The 19,748-nt window shown below is 75.1% G+C and carries 16 protein-coding genes; 5 read left to right on the forward strand and 11 right to left on the reverse strand.

What is annotated here, in order from left to right:
- Positions 1 to 205 precede the first annotated feature (205 nt).
- Both DMP17_RS14540 and DMP17_RS14545 read left to right on the forward strand, forming a co-directional pair.
- Complete coding sequence (locus tag DMP17_RS14540) at positions 206 to 3,337, forward strand: ATP-binding cassette domain-containing protein (RefSeq protein WP_337829814.1); 3,132 nt, start codon at positions 206 to 208, stop codon at positions 3,335 to 3,337.
- Positions 3,334 to 4,230, forward strand: a complete 897-nt coding sequence (locus tag DMP17_RS14545) for an ABC transporter permease (RefSeq protein WP_337829815.1) — start codon at positions 3,334 to 3,336, stop codon at positions 4,228 to 4,230. The genes DMP17_RS14540 and DMP17_RS14545 overlap by 4 nt, the downstream gene beginning before the upstream one ends.
- Before the next feature lie 45 nt (positions 4,231 to 4,275).
- Here DMP17_RS14545 and DMP17_RS14550 read toward each other — a convergent pair whose 3' ends face one another.
- From DMP17_RS14550 to uvrB, 4 genes are all read right to left on the reverse strand, one after another.
- On the reverse strand, positions 4,276 to 5,043 hold the full coding sequence (locus tag DMP17_RS14550) for an acetoin reductase (protein ID WP_062402766.1): 768 nt from the start codon (positions 5,041 to 5,043) through the stop codon (positions 4,276 to 4,278).
- Positions 5,044 to 5,179: 136 nt separating this feature from the next.
- Positions 5,180 to 6,385 (reverse strand): GAF domain-containing protein, encoded by a 1,206-nt coding sequence (locus DMP17_RS14555; RefSeq protein ID WP_255655657.1) that lies wholly within the window; start codon positions 6,383 to 6,385, stop codon positions 5,180 to 5,182.
- A 169-nt stretch (positions 6,386 to 6,554) separates the two neighbouring features.
- Positions 6,555 to 7,844 (reverse strand): glycosyltransferase 87 family protein, encoded by a 1,290-nt coding sequence (locus DMP17_RS14560; RefSeq protein ID WP_337829816.1) that lies wholly within the window; start codon positions 7,842 to 7,844, stop codon positions 6,555 to 6,557.
- A 130-nt stretch (positions 7,845 to 7,974) separates the two neighbouring features.
- Complete coding sequence (gene uvrB / locus DMP17_RS14565; RefSeq protein ID WP_226356476.1) at positions 7,975 to 10,215, reverse strand: excinuclease ABC subunit UvrB; 2,241 nt, start codon at positions 10,213 to 10,215, stop codon at positions 7,975 to 7,977.
- 81 nt (positions 10,216 to 10,296) lie between these two features.
- Between uvrB and DMP17_RS14570 the strand changes: the two genes are divergently transcribed.
- Positions 10,297 to 10,821, forward strand: a complete 525-nt coding sequence (locus DMP17_RS14570; RefSeq protein ID WP_337829817.1) for a DUF402 domain-containing protein — start codon at positions 10,297 to 10,299, stop codon at positions 10,819 to 10,821.
- 115 nt (positions 10,822 to 10,936) lie between these two features.
- Here the strand turns inward: DMP17_RS14570 and DMP17_RS14575 are convergent, their stop codons facing one another.
- The 5 genes from DMP17_RS14575 to rpsA all read right to left on the reverse strand — a co-directional run bounded on the left by DMP17_RS14575 (position 10,937) and on the right by rpsA (position 16,435).
- Positions 10,937 to 11,728, reverse strand: coding sequence for a hypothetical protein (locus tag DMP17_RS14575; RefSeq protein WP_337829818.1), 792 nt, complete (start codon positions 11,726 to 11,728; stop codon positions 10,937 to 10,939).
- Positions 11,725 to 12,510, reverse strand: a complete 786-nt coding sequence (locus DMP17_RS14580) for an RNA polymerase sigma factor (RefSeq protein WP_337832687.1) — start codon at positions 12,508 to 12,510, stop codon at positions 11,725 to 11,727. The genes DMP17_RS14575 and DMP17_RS14580 overlap by 4 nt, the downstream gene beginning before the upstream one ends.
- 223 nt (positions 12,511 to 12,733) lie before the next feature.
- A complete protein-coding gene (gene coaE / locus DMP17_RS14585) occupies positions 12,734 to 13,861 on the reverse strand; it encodes a dephospho-CoA kinase (protein ID WP_226356473.1) in 1,128 nt (375 codons plus the stop codon).
- A gap of 42 nt (positions 13,862 to 13,903) precedes the next feature.
- Positions 13,904 to 14,707, reverse strand: a complete 804-nt coding sequence (locus DMP17_RS14590) for a hypothetical protein (RefSeq protein ID WP_226356472.1) — start codon at positions 14,705 to 14,707, stop codon at positions 13,904 to 13,906.
- 237 nt (positions 14,708 to 14,944) lie between these two features.
- Complete coding sequence (rpsA, locus tag DMP17_RS14595; protein WP_208826920.1) at positions 14,945 to 16,435, reverse strand: 30S ribosomal protein S1; 1,491 nt, start codon at positions 16,433 to 16,435, stop codon at positions 14,945 to 14,947.
- A gap of 299 nt (positions 16,436 to 16,734) precedes the next feature.
- Here rpsA and DMP17_RS14600 point away from each other — a divergent pair, with 299 nt between their 5' ends.
- On the forward strand, positions 16,735 to 17,583 hold the full coding sequence (locus DMP17_RS14600) for a class I SAM-dependent methyltransferase (protein ID WP_337829819.1): 849 nt from the start codon (positions 16,735 to 16,737) through the stop codon (positions 17,581 to 17,583).
- A gap of 4 nt (positions 17,584 to 17,587) precedes the next feature.
- Here the strand turns inward: DMP17_RS14600 and DMP17_RS14605 are convergent, their stop codons facing one another.
- Together DMP17_RS14605 and DMP17_RS14610 are read right to left on the reverse strand one after the other, a co-directional pair.
- On the reverse strand, positions 17,588 to 18,181 hold the full coding sequence (locus DMP17_RS14605) for a carbonic anhydrase (RefSeq protein WP_226356470.1): 594 nt from the start codon (positions 18,179 to 18,181) through the stop codon (positions 17,588 to 17,590).
- A 113-nt stretch (positions 18,182 to 18,294) separates the two neighbouring features.
- On the reverse strand, positions 18,295 to 19,032 hold the full coding sequence (locus DMP17_RS14610; RefSeq protein WP_226356469.1) for a carbonic anhydrase: 738 nt from the start codon (positions 19,030 to 19,032) through the stop codon (positions 18,295 to 18,297).
- A gap of 144 nt (positions 19,033 to 19,176) precedes the next feature.
- On the opposite strand from DMP17_RS14610, the gene DMP17_RS14615 reads away from it, so the two are divergent.
- On the forward strand, positions 19,177 to 19,626 hold the full coding sequence (locus DMP17_RS14615; RefSeq protein ID WP_226356468.1) for a PaaI family thioesterase: 450 nt from the start codon (positions 19,177 to 19,179) through the stop codon (positions 19,624 to 19,626).
- Positions 19,627 to 19,748 lie beyond the last annotated feature (122 nt).

Here is a 19,748-nt window from a genome sequence, read left to right on the forward strand (position 1 = left end):
CCGGTCGGCGTTGCACGGCGGAACGTCGGGTGAACGCCCGGCGTCACCCGGGGGTCGCGCGCCGTTGGTGCGGCATTCATCCCGGGTGCCCGGTTCCCGGGGCCGGTGCCGGTTCCCGCGCCGGAACGGTGCCGGGCCGCGGGCGTGGCGGGACGCACCCGCCGCCCGGCGACGCGGTCGCGGCGATCTGCGTAGTTTCGATGACGTGCACGTGCTCCCCCGGACCCGGTGGGTCCGTACCCCGATCGTGGCGGCGACGGTCGCCGCCCTGGTGCTGACGTTCGCCCCGGCCGCGTCGGCCGCACCCGGCGTCCCGGTCGCCGCGCCGGCGCCCGCCGCGGCGGCGGCCGACGACGGCGGCGCGGTCGCCGTGACCGAGGAGAAGGTCGCCGTCCCGGCCGGCCCCGGGCAGCCGGGCACGATCGACCTGGACACCTCGCTCTACGTCCCCGCCTCGGCGACCGCGGCCTCCCCCGCGCCCGCGGTGCTGGTGGCGCACGGCTTCGGCGGCAGCAAGGCCTCGGTCGACTCCGACGCCCGCGAGCTCGCCGCCCGCGGCTACGTGGTGCAGACCTGGACCGCGCGCGGTTTCGACGCCTCCGGCGGCTCGATCGGGCTGGACGACCCCGACCGCGAGGTCGCCGACGCGTCACGGCTGGTGGACCGCCTCGCCGCACGCGCCGACGTGCAGCGCGACGCCGACGGCGACCCCCGCGTCGGGGTGACCGGCGGGTCCTACGGCGGTGGCCTCGCCCTGCTGCTGGCCGGGTACGACCGGCGGATCGACGCGATCGCGCCGGTGATCACCTGGAACGACCTGGGCCAGGCGCTGTTCCCGAACAACGCCGTCCCGGCCGGTGCGACGCCGCCGGGCACGCCCGCGGCCGGTGCGGGCGCCGGCGACGGGGTGTTCAAGAGCGGCTGGGCCGGGGTGTTCTTCGGCTCCGGTGGCCGGGTGCCCGCGGGCGGGGACTCCCCGGCGGGGGCCGCCGCCGGCTCCTCCGGGGGCCTCGGCGGCTCCGGTTCCGGCGGCGGGGGCGGGTTCGGCTCGTCCTCGGGCGGCTCGTCCTCCTCCTCCTCCGACGGCACCGGCACCGGAACCGGAACCGGAACCGCGGGCGCGTCCGGGCCGGACGGCGCCGGCGGCGCCGCGGGACCGGGCACCGCGGCCGGTCCGGAAGGCGCCACCGCGCCCGGCGCGGCCACCGGCCGGACGCCGGACGCGTCGCGGCCGGCGTCGGACCCGATCTGCGGACGCTTCGCCCGCGACGTCTGCGCCGCCTACGGCGAGGCCGCCCGCACCGGCCGCGTCTCCCCGGAGCTGGCCGAGCTGCTCCGCCGCTCCTCCCCCGCGACCGTCACCGACCGGATCACCGCGCCGACGCTGCTGGTCCAGGGCGAGCAGGACACCCTGTTCGGCCTCGACCAGGCCGACGCGAACGCCCGCCAGATCGCCGCGAACGGCACCCCGGTGTCGGTGCTGTGGTTCGCGGGCGGCCACGACGGCGGCGGCCCCGACTCCGAGGTCCGCGCCCGCATCGCCGACTGGTTCGACCAGCACCTGCGGGGCCTGCCCGCGGCGCAGGGCACCACCGGCGGCCTCGCCGAGGCCCCCTTCGCCTACCAGGTCCGCAGCACCGTCCGCACCCGTGGCGACACCCCCACCGGCCGGACCGTCCTCGCCGACGCCTACCCCGGCCTGACCGCGGGCTCCGGGCCCGCCCCGACGACCGCGCTGCCCCTCGAGGGCGGCGAGCAGACCGTCGTCCACCCGCCGGGCGGGAACCCCTCGGCGCTCACGTCGCTGCCCGGCCTCGGCTCGGCGCTCGGGTCGCTGGGCTCGCTCGGCGGCCTGTCCGGCCTGACGACGCCGGGCCAGTCCGCCCGGTTCCTCACCGCACCCGTCGCCGACGCGATGCAGCCCTCCGGGGCGCCGCGGGTGACGGTGCGCGTCGCGCGGGTCGCCGGGCAGCCCGCCCCGGACACCGCGGTGCTCTTCGCGTCGCTCACCACGCTCACCCCCGACGGGCGCAGCACGCTGCTGGGCAACGCCGTCGCACCGCTGCGGATCGCCGTCCCCGCCGACGGCTCCCCCGCCGAGGCGACGGTGACGCTGCCCGGCGTCGTCGCACCGGTGCAGGCGGGCAGCCGCCTGCTGGTGCAGCTGTCGACGACCGACCAGGGCTACGACTCCGGCGCCGACCCGGCCGTGTGGCGGGTCGGGCTCGCCGGGGACACCGCGCTGTCGGTGCCCCAGGTCCCCGGCCGCACCGAGTCGGCGGGGACCGTCCCGCTGTGGCCGGTGCTCGGGATCGCCGCGGTGCTGGCCGCGGCGCTCCTGGTGTGGCTGGTGGCGCGGCTGCGGTCGCGCCGGACCGAGCCCTCCGACGACGACGTGCCCGACGACGCTCCGCCGCTGGTCGTCGGCGGGCTGGCCAAGACCTACCGCAACGGGTTCGCCGCGGTGTCCGACGTGTCGTTCACCGTGCCGCGCGGCGCGGTGCTCGGCCTGCTCGGCCCGAACGGCGCCGGCAAGACGACCGTCCTGCGCATGCTCATGGGCCTGATCGCGCCCACCGCCGGGACGATGACGGCGTTCGGCCGCCCCATCCGCCCCGGCGCGGCGGTGCTGTCCCGGATCGGCGCGTTCGTCGAGGGCCCGGGGTTCCTGCCGCACCTGTCGGGCGCGGAGAACCTGCGGCTCTACTGGGAGGCCACCGGCCGCCCGCCGGAGCAGGCGCGGATGGAGGAGACGCTGGAGATCGCCGGGCTCGGCGACTCGGTGCACCGCCGCGTCGGCACCTACTCCCAGGGCATGCGGCAGCGCCTCGCGATCGCGCAGGCGATGCTGGGCCTGCCCGAGCTGCTCATCCTCGACGAGCCCACCAACGGGCTCGACCCGCCCCAGATCCACGCGATGCGCGAGCTGCTGCGCCGCTACGCCGCGGGCGGCCGGACCGTGCTCGTGTCCAGCCACCTGCTGTCGGAGGTGGAGCAGACCTGCTCGGAGGTCGTGGTCATGCACCGCGGCACGGTCGTCGCCGCGGGGACGGTCGCCGAGCTGATGGCGGCCGGGGGCGGCTCGTCGTTCACCGTGGACGACACCGGCCGGGCCGAGGCCGTGCTGGCCGCCCTCGACGGCGTCACCGACGTCGTCACCGGGGACCAGCCGGGCGTCGTGCACGCCCACCTCGACGGCACCGCCCGCGCCGACGCCGTCGCCGCGCTGGTGTCCGGCGGGGTCGCGGTCAGCGCGGCCGGGCCGCGCGGACGGCTGGAGGACGCGTTCCTGGAACTGGTGGGCCCCGAGGGGCGCGACGTCGGAGGTACCTCGTGAGTGACGACCGTCAGCTCTCGACCCGCCGCGGGCACGTCGGCGACCTCGTGACCGGCCGGGCCGCGCCGCCCGCCGTCCCGGGACGGACGATGCCGCTGCGCACCGAGCTGGTCCGCCAGCTCCAGCGCCGTCGCACCCAGGTCGCGTTCGCGCTGGTCGTGGCGATGCCGATCATCCTGTGGGCCGCGTTCTCCGTCGGCGACGACGAGCCCGGCGCCCGTGGCCCGAGCCTGGTCGACCTGGCGTCGGGCAGCGCCGCGAACTTCGCGGTGTTCACGCTGTTCGCCTCGGCGAGCTTCCTGCTGGTGGTGCTGGTCGCGCTGTTCTTCGGGGACACGGTGGCCTCGGAGGCGTCGTGGTCGTCGCTGCGCTACCTGCTGGCCGTCCCGGTGCCGCGGGCGCGGCTGCTGCGGCAGAAGGCCGTCGTCGCGGGGGTGCTGTCGGTGGCGGCGCTGCTGCTGCTCCCGGTCGCGTCGCTGGTGGTGGGGGCGATCGCCTACGGCACCGGGGACCTGGTCTCGCCGATCGGGGAGTCGCTGCCGTTCTGGAGCGCGGCCGGGCGGGTGATGCTCGGCGCGCTGTACGTGACCGTGCAGCTGAGCTGGGTGGCCGGTCTGGCGCTGCTGCTGTCGGTGAGCACCGACGCCCCGCTGGGCGCGGTCGGCGGCGCGGTGATGGCCTCGATCGTTTCCCAGATCATCGACCAGATCGAGGACCTGGGGATCATCCGGGACTTCCTCCCGACCCACTACGGCGACGCCTGGTCGGCGCTGCTGGCGACCGACGTCGACTGGTCGGACATGACCTACGGGACGTTCTCCGCGGTCTGCTACGCCACCGCGTTCCTGGGGCTCGCGGCGTGGCGGTTCCGCACCAAGGACATCACCAGCTGACCGCGGTGCCGGGCCACCCGCGCGGCCCGGCACCCCGGTGGGCCCTCAGACCATGACCACCCCGCCGTCGATCATGACGGCCTGGCCGGTCATGTAGTCGGAGTCCGGGCCGGCGAGGTAGGAGACGAAGGCGGCGACGTCGTCGGCGGTCTGCACCCGGCCCAGCGGGATCCCGGCCGCGTACTGCTTCAGCGTCTCGCCCTTCCCCGCGCCGCTGCGGGCGCCCATCTGCTCGTCGATCAGGTCCCACATGTCGGTGCCGACGATCCCCGGGCAGTACGCGTTCACGGTGATCCGGTGCGGCGCCAGCTCCTTGGCCGCGGCCTGGGTGAGGGCGCGGACGGCGAACTTGGTCGCCGAGTAGTGCCCGAGGAGGTCGAAGCCCTGGTGCCCGGCGATCGACGCGGCACTGACGATCTTGCCGCCGGTCCCCCGGTCGATCATCACGCGGGCGGCGGCCTGCAGGCAGTAGACGACGCCGAACACGTTGACGTCGAAGATGGTGCGCAGGTCGTCGGGGGTCACCTCGAGCAGCGGCTTGACCTGCGCGATACCGGCGTTCGCGACCATCACGTCCAGACCGCCGAGCTCCTCGGCGACCTGGCCGACCATCGCGGTGACCGCGTCGGGGTCGGTGACGTCGGCCGGGTAGGCCACCGCGGTCCCGCCGGCCGCGCGGATCTCCTCGGCGACGGCGGTGGCGCCGTGGGCGTCCCGGTCGTTGACGGCGACGGCGTGCCCGTCGCGTGACAGGCGCAGGGCGATGCCCCGCCCGATCCCGCGTCCGGCTCCGGTGACCACGGCGACACCCATGTCGGCCTCCCAGTTCGCTCGCGCGGGCCGCCGGGGGCGGCGTCCCTGCCGCGGCGGGACGTTCCCGCGGACCCCAGTCCAGCCGGTGACGCGGGTCACGGACAGCGTTGCAGGCGGGTTGCAGCGGCGGGGGCGCTCAGTCGCGGCGCAGGGCGGCCACGCCCGGCGCGGTCGACTCGCGCACGACCCGGCTGCCCGCCAGCCCCGTCAGGTCCAGCTCGACCTCGGGGGCGATCCGGTAGGGGCGGGCCAGCAGGATCCCGCCCAGGTTCCGGCGCAGCCGCGACATCTCGGCGCGGACGGTGACCAGGTGCGCCCGGTCGCCGTAGAGCCCCTGGGACAGCGTGGCCGCGTCCAGCCCGCTCGCCCCGGCCCGGGCGAGCAGCACCAGGACCTCGGCGTGCCGGGTCGACAACGGGTGCACCCAGCGGGTCGTGCCCTCGATGACGGCCTGCGGCGGACGGCCGTCCAGGTCCAGGCGCAGCCGCATCCGCCTGCTCCCGCCGGATGCCGGGCGCAGCAGCCAGCCGCCGGGCACCGGCTCGGGCAGGCACGGCCCCAGCCCGTGCACGGCGATCAGGCGCTCCGGCACCGGTGCGGCGACCCGTTCGACGCCGGGCAACCCGGACGCGGCGGCGACCCAGCCGTGGTCGTCGACGACCAGGCCCGGCCCGGTGTCGCCGGCGAGCATCGGGGCGCCGATGGTGCGCAGCGCGTCGAGGCGGGCCTCGTGGCGCTGCCACAGCCCGGCCTCGGCGAGCCGCACCGCGGTGTCGACGAGCGCGACGGTCGTCGGGTGGATGGTCTCGGCGGGCCCGGACAGGTCGACGACGCCGAGCAGCTCACCGCTGCGCGGGTCGTGCACGGGGGCCGCGGTGCAGGTCCAGCCGTGGTGGCTGCGCACGAAGTGCTCGGCGGAGAAGATCTGCACCGGCCCGCCCTCGGCGAGCGCGGTCCCGATCGCGTTGGTGCCGACCGACTGCTCGGACCACTCCGCGCCCTCGGTGAACCCGAGCGCGTCGGCGCGGCGGCGGACGGCGGTCGAGCCCTCCCGCCACAGCAGGACCCCGTCGGCGTCGCAGACGACCATCACGTGCCGGGCGTCCTCGGCGACCGAGGTCAGCGCGGCCCGCAGCGCGGGCAGCACCGGGACCAGCGGTGACGTCGCGCGGCGCTGCTCGACGACGGCGGCGTCCAGCGGGCCGGGCGGCTCACCGGCGTCGGGGTCCACGCCCTGGGCCCGGACCCGGTCCCAGGAGCGGGTGACCAGCCGGCGTCCGCGCGCCGTGTCGTCGGGGCGGGCGTCGCCGGACAGCACCGCGTCGTGCAGCCGGGACAGCATGCGGGCGTGCCGACCGAGGTCGGTCCCCGGGCGGACGGCGCACACGCCTGCCCGGTTCCGGTCGTCGTCGACTGGCTCCACCGGCACCTCCGGCTCCCACAGTAGGCGGGTGTCCGTGACGCGCGCCATAGTCGCGGGCGGTCGTGCCCGGGCGGGCCCCGCCGGAGGGTCAGGAGCCGACGCGGTGCCGTTCGGGGTGCGGGGCCCGCGGACCGCCGGGACGGCCCGGGCCCCGGGTGACGTACCAGCAGCCCAGTCCGAGGGTCAGCGCGGCGGGGATGACGTAGCTGGCCCCGAGGAACTGCTCCCAGAGGCTCCACTTCATCTCGACGCCCCACACGTTGGGCATCCAGCGGAACGGCGCGATGTAGAAGATCGCGGCGATCACCGCGCCGACCGCGGCCCACCCGGCGCTGCGGTACCGCAGGGCGTGCGCACCGATCCCGATCAGCGCGGGCACGACCCACACCCAGTGGTGCGACCAGGCGGTCGGGGTCGCCATCAGCACGACGGCGGCCGTCGCCGACATCGCGATCACCGGCTCGGAGCGCCGGATGACCGGCACGGCCAGCGCCAGCAGGACGGCGACGATGCCCAGCCACAGGATGTGGAACCAGGGGTCGGGGACCTCCTGGCGGGCGAGCACGGCCTGCACGGTCTCGTTGGAGAAGAACGTCGAGCCGCTGACCCCGGCCGCCGGTCCCCCGACGAACCAGTACCGCACCGAGGAGTCGAGGTCGACCACGAACCCGAGGCCGGTCGCCAGGATGCCGGTGACGACGGCGACGCCCGCCGCCTTCCAGTCCCGCCGCACCAGGAAGTACAGGACGAACCCGCCCGGGGTCAGCTTGATCGCCGCGGCCAGGCCGAGCAGCAGCCCGCGCGGCCACCAGGTCCGCGGGGCGAGCAGGTCGACCAGCACGAGCAGCATCAGCACGAGGTTGATCTGGCCGAAGGCGAAGGTCTGCGCGACCGGCTCCATGAGCAGCACCGCGGCCAGCACCGGCACGCCCAGCACGAACGGGGCCCGCAGCCCGCCCGCGGGCCACGCGACCCGGATGGTCAGCGCGATGCAGACCGCCAGCGACAGCACCGACGCGACGAACTGGGCGGTGAACGCGACGGCGTAGGGCACCACGGTCAGCGGCACCATCGTGATGGCGGCGAAGGTCGGGTAGATGAAGGGCAGCTCGGGCCCGTGCAGGGGCAGCGGGAGCCGCCCGTACATGTCACCGCCGTCCAGCCAGACCTGCACGCCGATCCGGTAGACGTCGAGGTCGAGCGCGTAGTCGCGCAGCCGGACCCAGGACCAGTACAGCGCCGCGGCCAGCAGCGGCACGGTGACCACGAGCGTCCAGGGGCTGAGCGCCGCCGTCCGCAGCCGTCCGACGAGGACCGCGGCGGCCCCGCCGCGAGCGGCGGGCACGTCGGGGTCGTGCGGGGTGCGGGTGACGGTCACGCGGGCTCCTCCGTGTGCGGCCGGGCCGGACGGGTACGGGCCGCGCGACGGGCGGAGCCCGGCGGCCGCTTGGGGACGACGGTGGACCACGGTAGCGGGGCGCGACCCCGCGCCCCGCCGCGGGACCCGCCTACGACACCCCGGCCGCGTCCATCCCCCGCAGCTCCTTCTTGAGGTCGGCGATCTCGTCGCGGAGCCGGGCCGCCAGCTCGAACTGGAGGTCCCGTGCGGCGGTGAGCATCTGGTCGTTCATCTGCTGGATGAGGTCGGCCAGCTCGGCACGCGGCATGCCCGCCGTGTCCTTCGCCGCCACCCCGGAGCTGCCGGCCGGGGCGGGGGCGCGCCCCTTCTCCCCCGCGGCCCGCTTGCCGCGCGAGGCGTTGCGGCCCGACCCGCCGACCGGGACGGCCTCGGTGTCCTCGGCCTCGCGGTAGACCTGGTCGAGGATGTCGGCGATCCGCTTGCGCAGCGGCTGCGGGTCGATGCCGCGCTCGGTGTTGTAGGCGACCTGCTTGGCGCGGCGGCGGTCGGTCTCGTCGATCGCGTACTGCATCGAGTCGGTGATCCGGTCGGCGTACATGTGCACCTGGCCGGAGACGTTGCGCGCCGCGCGGCCGATGGTCTGGATCAGCGAGGTGCCGGACCGGAGGAAGCCCTCCTTGTCCGCGTCGAGGATCGCCACCAGCGACACCTCGGGCAGGTCGAGGCCCTCACGGAGCAGGTTGATGCCGACCAGCACGTCGTACTCGCCGGACCGCAGCTGGCGCAGCAGCTCCACCCGGCGCAGGGTGTCGACCTCGGAGTGCAGGTACCGGACCTTGATCCCGAGCTCGAGCAGGTAGTCGGTGAGGTCCTCGGCCATCTTCTTGGTCAGCGTGGTGACCAGGACCCGCTCGTCCTTGTCGGTCCGCTCCCGGATCTCGGCGACCAGGTCGTCGATCTGGCCCTTGGTCGGCTTCACGACGACCTCGGGGTCGACCAGGCCGGTGGGGCGGATGACCTGCTCGACGAACTCGCCGCCGGTGCGGTTGAGCTCGTAGGGACCCGGGGTCGCGGACAGGTAGACGGTCTGGCCGATCCGGTCCGCGAACTCCTCCCAGGTCAGCGGCCGGTTGTCGACCGCGGAGGGGAGGCGGAAGCCGTACTCGACGAGGTTGCGCTTGCGGGACATGTCGCCCTCGTACATGCCGCCGATCTGCGGCACGGTCACGTGCGACTCGTCGATGACCAGCAGGAAGTCGTCCGGGAAGTAGTCGATCAGGGTGGCCGGTGCCGTGCCGGCGCCGCGGCCGTCGATGTGGCGCGAGTAGTTCTCGATGCCCGAGCAGAACCCGACCTGGCGGATCATCTCGATGTCGTACTGGGTCCGCATCCGCAGCCGCTGGGCCTCCAGCAGCTTGCCCTGGTTCTCCAGCTGCGCGAGGCGCTCCTCCAGCTCGGCCTCGATGGCGCGCACGGCGCGCTCCATCGCCTCCGGGCCCGCGACGTAGTGCGTCGCCGGGAAGACCTTGATCTCGTCGACCTGCTCGACCTCCTCCCCCGTCAGCGGGTTGAGGTAGTAGAGCGCCTCGATCTCGTCGCCGAAGAACTCGATCCGCAGCGCCAGCTCCTGGTAGGCGGGGATGATCTCGACGGTGTCACCGCGGACCCGGAACGTGCCGCGGGTGAAGGACATGTCGTTGCGGGTGTACTGCACGTCGACCAGCAGCCGCAGCAGCCGGTCCCGTTCGACCTCCTCGCCGACCCGCAGCGAGACGGACCGGTCGAGGTAGGACTGCGGGGTACCGAGGCCGTAGATGCACGACACCGAGGCGACCACGACGACGTCGCGCCGGGACAGCAGGTTCATCGTCGCCGAGTGCCGCAGCCGCTCGACGTCGTCGTTGATCGAGCTGTCCTTCTCGATGTAGGTGTCGGTCTGCGCGATGTAGGCCTCGGGCTGGTAGTAGTCGTAGTACGAGACGAAGTACTCGACCGCGTTGTTCGGGAGCATCTCCCGCAGCTCGTTCGCCAGCTGCGCGGCCAGGGTCTTGTTCGGTGCCATCACCAGCGTCGGACGCTGCTGCTGCTCGATCAGCCACGCGGTGGTGGCCGACTTGCCGGTACCGGTGGCGCCCAGCAGGACGACGTCCTCCTCGCCGGCACGCAGCCGCCGGTCCAGCTCGGCGATCGCGGTCGGCTGGTCACCGGCCGGGACGTGCTCGCTGACCACGCGGAACGGGGCCGTGCTGCGCTCGACCGCACCCACCGGGCGGTGCTCGGAGTGCGCGCGCGGGGTGTCCGTCGGGGTGGTGCCCGCGTCCGGGTGTGCAGCGTCCTCCCGGGCACGGGAGTCCGCCGCGCTGCCCGGGACCTCGGTCGCGAATGCCATGACACCAGGGTACGAGCGACCCCCGACACTTTCCCGCCGTGCGCCCCCGCCGGGACGGCCGGACCGGCAGGATGGGCGACCGTGCACCCGCCCAAGACGCAGACCTTCGACCCCGAGCGGGGCGTCCAGGTCGACACCAAGGGGACCCACCGCGAGATCGCCACGCTGCGCGAGGAGGCCTGGGGGCTGTACCTGTCCCGGCCCGTCGTCGCCCGGCCGAACGCCTGGTGGATCGAGACCTGGGTGCTCCCGGAGCTGGGCGTGTGCCTGTCGGACTGGCGGTGGCGGCCGGGGCACGAACGCGACCAGGACGTGTACGTCGACGTCGCCGCGATCACCCGCGAGGGCAGGCGGCTGCACATGACCGACCTCTACCTGGACCTCGTGGTCCGCCGCGGCCGCGGGACCGACGTCATCGACGTCGACGAGTTCGTCGCCGCCGTGGCACAGGGGCTGGTCGGGACCGACCTGGCCGAGTACGCCCTGGAGCGGTCGCACGCCGTGCTCGACGGGCTGGTCCGCCACGACCACGACCACGTGGCCTGGCTGGCGTCCCTTGGGATCGACCTGGGGCCGCGGGACCGGCCGGAGGACGCTCCGGACTGACCGGCGCCACCGACCCGCGACGGCGGCCGGTCCGCGCGGCGCGTCCGGGGCACCGACCGGCCGTGGCGGGTGGGTCGGGGCACCGGCCGGCCGTGGCGGGGCCGGCCCGGGTGGGTCAGAGCGCGGAGGACTGCGCCGGGCCGAGGCCGACGGCGCTGGTCGAGGTCTCCGGCGTCGTGGTCCCGGTGGTGGTCGTCGGGTCGGGCGAGGTGGTGGTCGGCGCGGCCGAGTTCGTCGTCGTCGGGACCGGGGAGGTCGTCGTCGGCTCCGGGGTGCCCTCGTCGGTCGGCTTGGGCGTCGAGGTCGGCGGAGTCGTCGTGACCGGCGGAGGCGTGGTCGTCACCGGCGGCTTCGTCGTGGTCGGCGGCGGAGGCGTCGTCGGCTCGGGCGAGCCCTCGTCTGTCGGCTGCGGCTGCGTCGTGTGCGGCGGCGGGGTCGGCTGACCGCCACCGGTGGGCGGCGGCGGGAGCACGGGCGCGCCGGGGGTGCCGGGCGCGGGGGCCGGACCGGGCGCGGGCGCGGCGTGCGAGCCGCCACCACCGGGCAGCGCGCCACCGTGGGTCGCCGCGACGGTCGGGTCGAACGCCGGCGGGAGGCTGCCGTCACCGGTGGCCGCACCGCCCGCGTCACCGGCCTCGACCGGCTCGGGGGTGGGGCCGCTCTCCTGCGGCGCGGCGATGGCGAAGGGCGGCCCGACGAAGCTCCCGTCGGGCGCGGCCGCGGTCGCGACGGCGGTGATCCCGCCCAGCGACCCGACGGTGAGCACCGCCGCGGCCGCGGCCGAGGTGGCCCGGCGCGCACCGGCGGCGCGGGAGATCACGTCGTCGACGGCCGGCAGCGGCACCGCCGCGGCCAGGACGTCGTCGAGCCGGTGGAACTCCCGGTCGATGTCGGCGAACCCGTTCATACCCGTCCCCCCTCGGTGGCGGGTGGGTACCCGCCACGCAGGTCGTACTGCGGCGCCCCGTGACCCGGCGGCGGTCCCCCGACCGCGCCACCCGCCGGTCCGATGATCTCCTCCAGCACCTCGGCCATGCCCTCGGTCACGACCTCGCGACCGCGGACGAGCCGGCGCCGCACCTCGTGCTCGGTGACCCGCTCGAGCTCGGCGACCGCGCCGGTCGACAGGCCGGCCATGTGGTGCAGCACCACGGCCCGGCGGTCGACGGGTGCGAGCCGCCCGAGCGCCTCCAGGAGCGCCCCGGTGCGCGGGTCGGTCTCCTCCGGCGACGGCCTGCGACGGCGGCGCAGGATCCGCCCCCGCATCGACGTGCGGATCGCGACCCGCCGGACCCAGCCGACGGCCGCGTCCTCGTGGTCCGGGCCCGCGGGCTCGGCGCGCAGCGCGGCCCAGCGTCGCCAGGCCCGCGAGTAGGCGTCCTGCACCGCGTCGTGCGCGTCGTGCGGGTTGAGCGTGATCGCGTAGAGCTGCGCGACCAGGCGCGGGTAGTGCGTCTCCAGGTGTGCGCCGAAGTCCGCACGGAGCTCACCGTGCGGGAGCGTGCGGTGCTGCTGCACGACGGCGCCGCTGATCGGCGGGGCCTCGTACTCGGCGCCGGTCCACGCGTCGTGGTCGATCGCGCCCGGCTCACCCGGCTCCGGCGCACCGCCGTACTCGTCCGTGTGGGGGAACGCGGGCGCGCGCTCGGGCTCGGCGAACTCGCCGTCCGCCCCGAAACGCTGGGCCACTGTGCTCAACCCCGTGTCCTCTCGTCGCCGTCACCGGACCCTCCGGTCCGGTGCCGATCACCCCGGTGACCGGCCCGATCGACGGGTACCCGCAGGTACCGCGGCCGATCCGGGCAGGAGCACCCTCTGCCCCGCCTGATCGACCAACGAGCGTGCGGCGTTACAGAAACGGGTCCGGCGCGACCCGATCGTCACGTTCCGCGTGATCTGCGTCCCGACATGCTCAGCCGTTCGGGTCGGATCGCCACTCAGCCGTGTACGCACGGTAGTGACGCGGGTCCGGGTCGTCGGCGTGCCGTTCCGCCGCCGCGCGCTTGTGCGCGGCGTAGCCGGCACGGGCGGTCGCGTCGGCGCGCAGCCGGTCCCGCAGCTCGACCGCGTGCCGCCAGGCGGGCGAGCCGTGCACCCGCACGGCCACCACCGCGGCCCGCCCCGGGTCGGCCGAGCGGTGCACCCGCACCGTGCCCGTGGTCTCCTCCGGGGCGGCGGCGTCGACCGGGAACCCGGCCGCGACCAGGGCATCGGTGACCGTGCCGGCGTCGGCGGGCGACTCCACCGCGAGCTGCAGGTCGAGCACGTCGCGGGCCGGGAGCCCCGGGACGGCCGTCGACCCGACGTGGTCCACCCCGCGGCCGGGACCGCCCGCGGCGACCGCGACGCGCTCGGCGAGCCGGTGGGCCTGCGCCGCCCAGTCCGGGTCGTGTTCGACGAGCCGGGGCGGCCCGTCCGCGGCCGGGCGGCCCGTGCGCAGGTTCTCCTCGAACCCGGCGAGCCGCCCGTCCCACAGCGCGTCCACCCGGCGACGGGTGTCGTCCGGGTCCCCCGAGTTGTCCAGCCAGACGTCGGCGACGGCGCGGCGCTGCTCGTCGGTGGCCTGGGCGGCGATCCGGGCCCGGGCGTCCTGCTCGCTCATCCCGCGCGCGGACACCAGCCGCCGGACCCGCTCCTCGGCGTCCACCCCGACCACCACGACCAGCGGGAACGCCGGGGCCATGCCGCCCTCGACGAGCAGCGGGATGTCCTGCACGACGATCGCGTCCGCCGGGGCGGCGGCGATGAGCTCGTCGGACCGGGCCCGCACCAGCGGGTGCACGATGCCGTCGAGGGTGCGCCGTGCCCCGGCGTCGGAGAAGACGACGGCAGCGAGGGCGGGCCGGTCGAGCCGGCCGTCGGCGTCGAGGACGTCCCGGCCGAAGGCCTCGACGATCGCCGCCAGCCCCGCGGTGCCCGGTTCGACGACCTCGCGGGCGATCACGTCGGAGTCGACCAGCACCGCCCCGCGTTCGACCAGTCGCGTCGCGACCGTCGACTTGCCCGCACCGATTCCGCCGGTCAGCCCTGTCCGCAGCACGTGATCACCGTAGCGGGCCGTGCCGGGTCGCCCCGGCCGCGCTCAGGTGGTGCCGCGTGCGTTGCCCGCGACACCGGTGCCGGCCTGCGGGGCGGGCGCCGCCGGCGGTGCGGCGGGCGTCGGCCGCGCGGACGGCGGCTGCGTCGGCGTCAGCGCCGGGATGATGCGCTGGGCCAGGTCGGGCAGGGTCTCGGCCGCGGACCGGGTCTGCCCGGGGGCGGCCACCGGCAGGATGAACGTCAGCGTGTCGACGCCGTAGACCAGGGCCAGGGTGGTCTCGTCCGGCCGCTCGACGAGGACGCCGGGGACCGAGCCCACGGTGATGTCGCGCGAGGCGGTGGCCGAGCCGCGCTCGGCGTTGGTGTTGAGCTGCCACTGCCGGGTCGCGGACGCGGTGTCGCCGTAGCGGCCGATGTTGAGCTGGAACAGCACCGGGCCGGAGTTGCGCGCCCCGCCGAAGGCCTGGGCCTGGCCGCCCGCGCGGTAGGTGCAGGCGGTGCGCTCGGTGCGGTTGACCGACGCCTCGGGGACGCCGCGGACCGACTGGACCGACACCGACCCCAGGACCTGCCCGAACAGCGCTCCGGCCTGCTCGGGGTCCATCAGCTGCACGCAGTCGGTGGGCAGCGCGATCGGGATCGGTCCCCGCCCGGCCTGGGCGGCGCCGGACTGCTCGGCCGGGAACGTCGGGACCGCGATCCCGGTGTCCCCGGACGCCGTGCCGCATCCGGCGAGGACCGCGGTGAGCAGGACGCCCGCGAGTGCGGACCGCCCGCGGCGCAGGAACGTGCGGTCGTGGGACAGGGACTCGCCGGAACGCGTCCGGCGGACGGTACGGCCGGCCATGCACCCAATCTAGGCCGACCCGAAGATCGACTCCGGACCGGTGCGCGCGCCGTGACCAACCGCAGCCGAACCGTGATCTGCACCTGGCGTGTCCGCTCTGACACGCCGAGCGACGTGAACGGGCGTCGACCGGGCCCCGTAGGGCCCCCGGAAACGGGCCGGGCCCCGGTGACCGTGACGGTCACCGGGGCCCGGTGTAGTGCTGTCGCCGGTCCGCGTGGGACCGGCCGGGGGCTGTCAGGCCCCGCCGGAGAGCTTCTCGCGCAGTGCGGCGAGCTGCTCGTCGCTGGCGAGCGAGCCACCCGACTCGGCCTGGCCACCGCCACCGCCGGTCGAACGGTCGTCGTCACCGCCGGAGGAGTAGTTCGCCGGCGCGATGTCGTCGCCGCCCTCCGCCTCGGCCTCGGCGGCCTTGCGGATCTGCGCCATGTGCTGGTCGTAGCGGGCCTGCGCCTCGGCGTACTGCTTCTCCCAGGCCGCGCGGGCCTCGTCGAAGCCTTCCTTCCAGTCGCCGGAGTCGACGTCGAAGCCCTCGGGGTAGATGTAGTTCCCCTGGTCGTCGTACTCGGCGGCCATGCCGTAGCGGGTCGGGTCGAACTCGGTGTCGACCGTCATGCCCTCGTTGGCCTGCTTCAGCGACAGCGAGATGCGACGGCGGTCGAGGTCGATGTCGATGACCTTGACCATCGCGTCGTCGCCGACCTGGACGACCTGCTCCGGGATCTCGACGTGGCGCTCGGCCAGCTCGGAGATGTGGACCAGGCCCTCGATGCCCTCCTCGACGCGGACGAACGCGCCGAACGGGACGAGCTTGGTGACCTTGCCCGGCACGATCTGGCCGATCGCGTGGGTCCGGGCGTACAGGCGCCACGGGTCCTCCTGGGTCGCCTTCAGCGACAGGGAGACGCGCTCGCGGTCCAGGTCGACGTCGAGGACCTCGACGGTGACCTCCTGGCCGACCTCGACGACCTCGCTCGGGTGGTCGATGTGCTTCCAGGACAGCTCGGAGACGTGCACCAGGCCGTCGACCCCGCCCAGGTCGACGAACGCACCGAAGTTGACCACCGAGGAGACGACGCCCTTGCGGACCTGACCGCGCTGCAGCTGGTTGAGGAACTCGCTGCGGACCTCGGACTGGGTCTGCTCGAGCCAGGCGCGGCGGGACAGGACCACGTTGTTGCGGTTCTTGTCCAGCTCGATGATCTTGGCCTCGATCTTGCGGCCGACGTACGGCTGCAGGTCGCGCACGCGGCGCATCTCGACCAGCGAGGCCGGGAGGAAGCCGCGGAGCCCGATGTCCAGGATCAGGCCGCCCTTGACGACCTCGATGACGGTGCCCTCGACCGGCTCGTCGGCCTCCTTGAGCGCCTCGATCGTGCCCCAGGCGCGCTCGTACTGCGCGCGCTTCTTGGACAGGATCAGCCGACCCTCCTTGTCCTCCTTCTGGAGGACGAGGGCCTCGACGAACTCGCCGACCTCGACGACCTCGGCGGGGTCGACGTCGTGCTTGATCGACAGCTCGCGCGAGGGGATGACGCCCTCGGTCTTGTAGCCGATGTCGAGCAGGACCTCGTCACGGTCGACCTTGACGATGGTGCCCTCGACGATGTCGCCATCGTTGAAGTACTTGATCGTCTGGTCGATGGCGGCGAGGAAGTCCTCCTCCGACCCGATGTCGTTGATAGCGACCTGCGGCGTGGTCGGGGCGGCGGTGGTGTCGGTGGACATGTAGTGAGGTGCTCCGATGGATTTCTCTGGCATGGTCGGCCCGGTCGGCTCTGCTGCAGCAGCGCGCCCCGGTTCTGGTACGTGTAGCTGTGACGTTGTAACAGTCACCCTCTGGCGTCGATTCCCGTGGTCGGAACATCGGTGCACGGACATCCGCGAGACCGGCGCTGGAGTGGCGCCGCGCGGTCGGCCGACACGTTGACCACGGTGCGGGAAGAATGCTACGCGGCCCGCAAACCCCCCGGCAATGCGGGTCCGCCATCCGCGGGAGCGCATGCGCTTGCGACGATCGGGTGGTCATGAGCAGCCGCGACGAGTACTTCTCCGCCGAGGACGCCGTGGGCACCACGGGTGTCGCCCGGCGCCGCGTCGGCAGCGCCGAGTCCGAGGCGGCCGGGCGCCGCTGGTGGGACGCCGACGCCGACGACTACCTGGCCGAGCACGGCTCCGACATCGGCGACGAGGCGTTCGTCTGGTGCCCGGAGAACCTGCACGAGGACGAGGCGGGCCTGCTCGGCCCGCCCGCGGACCTGGCCGGGAAGCGGGTGCTGGAGGTGGGCGCCGGCTCCGCCCCGTGCAGCCGGTGGCTGGCCCGCCGCGGGGCGCACCCGGTCGCGCTCGACGTCTCCGGCGGGATGCTGCGCCACGCGGCCCGGCTGAACGACGCGCTCGGGCTGCCGGTGCCGCTCGTGCAGGCCGGCGCCGAGCACCTGCCGTTCGCCGACGCCACGTTCGACCACGCCTGCTCGGCGTTCGGGGCGATCCCCTTCGTCGCCGACCCGGGTCGGGTCATGCGCGAGGTGCACCGGGTGCTGCGGCCCGGCGGGCGCTGGGTGTTCGCGGTGAACCACCCGATGCGCTGGGTCTTCCCCGACGACCCCGGCGAGCAGGGGCTCACCGTCGTCCAGTCCTACTTCGACCGGACCCCGTACCTGGAGGTCGACGGCGACGGCCGGGCCACCTACGTCGAGCACCACCGCACGCTCGGCGACCGGGTGCGCGACGTCGTCGCCGCCGGCCTGGTGCTCGACGACCTGGTCGAGCCGGAGTGGCCGGAGGGCCACGAGCGGGTGTGGGGGCAGTGGTCGCCGCTGCGCGGCGCGCTGTTCCCCGGCACCGCGATCCTCGTGACCCACCGGCCGGGCTGAGCCGTCAGACCTCGAGGACCGCGCCGGTCTCCAGGTCGTAGCGGGCACCGATGATCGTGAGGTGGTTGTTGCAGACCGCCCCCGACAGCGACGGGTCGGACGTCAGCTGCGCGACGACCCGGCGGACGTTGGCGTCGACCGCGCCGGCCACGGCGCCCTCGCCCTCCCCCTCGCACACCGGGACGATGTCGCCGACCAGCGCGCCCAGCGTCGCCGGCGCCGGCGCGGGCTGCCCGGCGGCGACCGACACGGCCGCCTTCACCGCGCCGCACTGGGAGTGGCCGAGCACCACCAGCAGCGGGATGCCCAGCGCCCCGGCGCCGAAGGCCAGCGTGCCCAGCACGGCGTCGTCGACGACCTGGCCCGCGGTCCGGACGACGAACAGGTCCCCCAGGCCCAGGTCGAACACGAGCTCGGCGGGCACCCGGGAGTCCGAGCAGGACAGGATCATCGCGGCCGGGGTCTGCCCCGCCACGGCGGCGGCGCGCTCCTCGGCGGACCGGCGCGGGTCCTCGCGCTCGTCGCGCTGCCAGCGGCCGTTGCCCTCCACCATCATCTGCCACGCCTGGGCCGCGGTCGGCCTGCTGTCGTTCGCCATAGGGTCTCCCTCGGTCGGCTTCTCACCGACCAAGATCGGCGAACGGGTCCGCGCGGGCAAGCATGCACGCCGCCGCACCCCTCCCGTGTGACGAGACCCGCACGGCCGGCGGCTCAGAGCGTCTCGAGCCACTCCACCCGGCCGGTGGCCAGGTCGTAGCGGGCACCGGCGACGGCCGGGGCGCCCGGGCCCGCCGCGGCCAGGTCGGGGTCGCGGCGCAGGGCGGCGACCGTGCGCCGCACGTGCGTGTCGACCCCGGCGGCGATCCGCTCGGCCCGGGTCCCGGTGGCGGTCAGCGACGGCCGCAGCGCCGCCACCAGCTGCGCCAGGTGCCCCGGCGCCCGCTCGCCGCTGTCCACCGCGTCGACGGCGGCCGCCACCGCACCGCACGAGGAGTGCCCCAGCACGACGACGAGCGGCACCCCCAGCTCGCCGCGGCCGAACTCGATGCTGCCGCGGACGGCGTCGTCGAGCACCTCGCCCGCCGTGCGCACGGTCAGCAGGTCGCCCAGCCCCTGGTCGAACACCAGCTCGGGCGGGACCCGGGAGTCGACGCAGCTCAGCACGGTCGCGAACGGGTGCTGCCCGCCCACCAGCGAGGTCCGGACCTCGGCGCCCTCGTGCGGGTGGGCGGGGTGGACCTCCTGCCAGCGCCGGTTGCCCTCGCGCAGCCGGACCAGTGCCCCCGCCGCGTCCGGCGGGCCCGGATCCGCCCGCGGGGCCGCCGTGGCGGCCGTGGTGGCAGCAGTGGCGGCCTCCGTCGTCCCCCGCGTACAGGCCCCGGCGCCGAACAGCGCCACCCCGGCACCGACCGCGCCCCGCAGCACCGCGCGCCGCCCCGTCGTCCCCACCCGGCCACCTCGGATCGCCCGTTCGTTGCCAACGCTCACCATTCCGGTACGAAACGTTAGATCCGGTCGAACGGGCGGGCAAGAGCGATGTGGACCACGTGGCACGACGTCGTCCCGGGCCACGGCGCGTCGTAGGGTCGTCGGGTGCCGATCACCCCCGACCAGCTGCCGGAGCTGAGCTCCGAGCACGCCGACGAGCAGCTCACCGACCGGATGGGCATCGAGATCCTCAAGGCCGACCTCGACGAGGTCGTCGGCCGGATGCCGGTCGCGGGCAACCGCCAGCCCTACGGGCTGCTGCACGGCGGCGCCAGCGGCGTCCTCGCCGAGACCCTCGGGTCGACCCTGTCCGCGATGCACGCGCTCCCCGAGCGGTTCCCGGTCGGGCTGGAGCTGGCCTGCACCCACCACCGTTCGGCCACGTCGGGCTGGGTCACCGGGACCGCGCGGCCGATCCACGTCGGGCGGTCCACCTCGACCACCGAGATCGTCCTCGTCGACGACGACGGCCGCCGCGTCTGCACCGCGAAGCTGACCTGCCTGCACCGCGACACGCGTCCGCCCGTCGACGGGGCGACACCCCGGCCGCGGTAACGATTCCGGCCGCGCGGTCGAATCAATTCCTTCTGAGCTCCGCCTTCCATTGTCACGCTTCGGTTAAGAGCGTGACGGAACCGCTTTTCCGGCACGCAACCCGAGGGCTAGCTTTCCGACCG

Source organism: Pseudonocardia sp. TMWB2A (assembly GCF_017312135.1).

Bases quoted from the DNA above. Each gene is read 5' to 3' on its own strand.
- DMP17_RS14590 (WP_226356472.1), bottom strand. From the start codon at position 14,707: ATGGCCGGCCGTACCGTCCGCCGGACGCGTTCCGGCGAGTCCCTGTCC.
- DMP17_RS14605 (WP_226356470.1), bottom strand. From the start codon at position 18,181: ATGGCGAACGACAGCAGGCCGACCGCGGCCCAGGCGTGGCAGATGATG.
- DMP17_RS14555 (WP_255655657.1), bottom strand. From the start codon at position 6,385: ATGCTGTCCCGGCTGCACGACGCGGTGCTGTCCGGCGACGCCCGCCCC.
- DMP17_RS14550 (WP_062402766.1), bottom strand. From the start codon at position 5,043: ATGGGTGTCGCCGTGGTCACCGGAGCCGGACGCGGGATCGGGCGGGGC.
- DMP17_RS14575 (WP_337829818.1), bottom strand. From the start codon at position 11,728: ATGAACGGGTTCGCCGACATCGACCGGGAGTTCCACCGGCTCGACGAC.
- rpsA (WP_208826920.1), bottom strand. From the start codon at position 16,435: ATGTCCACCGACACCACCGCCGCCCCGACCACGCCGCAGGTCGCTATC.
- DMP17_RS14600 (WP_337829819.1), top strand. From the start codon at position 16,735: ATGAGCAGCCGCGACGAGTACTTCTCCGCCGAGGACGCCGTGGGCACC.
- uvrB (WP_226356476.1), bottom strand. From the start codon at position 10,215: ATGGCATTCGCGACCGAGGTCCCGGGCAGCGCGGCGGACTCCCGTGCC.